A 248-nucleotide genomic window follows, 5' to 3' on the forward strand; every position below is an offset into this window, starting at 1 on the left:
GTATCCGCCTGATTATGGAAGTCTCCAACACCACGGCGGTGACGCTGACGGTCGATCCGAGCATCGTGCTGGCGACGCGCGACTATGTGGATACCCGGCTGGACGAGCATGAACATTCGACAAATCACCCGGATGCGACATTAACGCAGAAAGGCTTTACACAGCTCAGTAACGCCACTGACAGCGATGACGAAACCAAAGCGGCTACGCCAAAGGCGGTGAAAGCGGCGATGGCAGAAGCGCGTAAT

Annotated in this window: 1 protein-coding gene; it reads left to right on the forward strand. The window is 56.5% G+C overall.

Going from position 1 to position 248, the window contains the following annotated elements:
• Positions 1-248, forward strand: a 248-nt coding sequence (locus ACLJNW_RS27340; protein WP_410961690.1) for a tail fiber protein, incomplete at both ends; no start/stop codon positions are given.

It is taken from the genome of Salmonella sp. SAL4457, assembly GCF_046548235.1.
Taxonomy (GTDB): Bacteria; Pseudomonadota; Gammaproteobacteria; order Enterobacterales; family Enterobacteriaceae; genus Salmonella; species Salmonella enterica.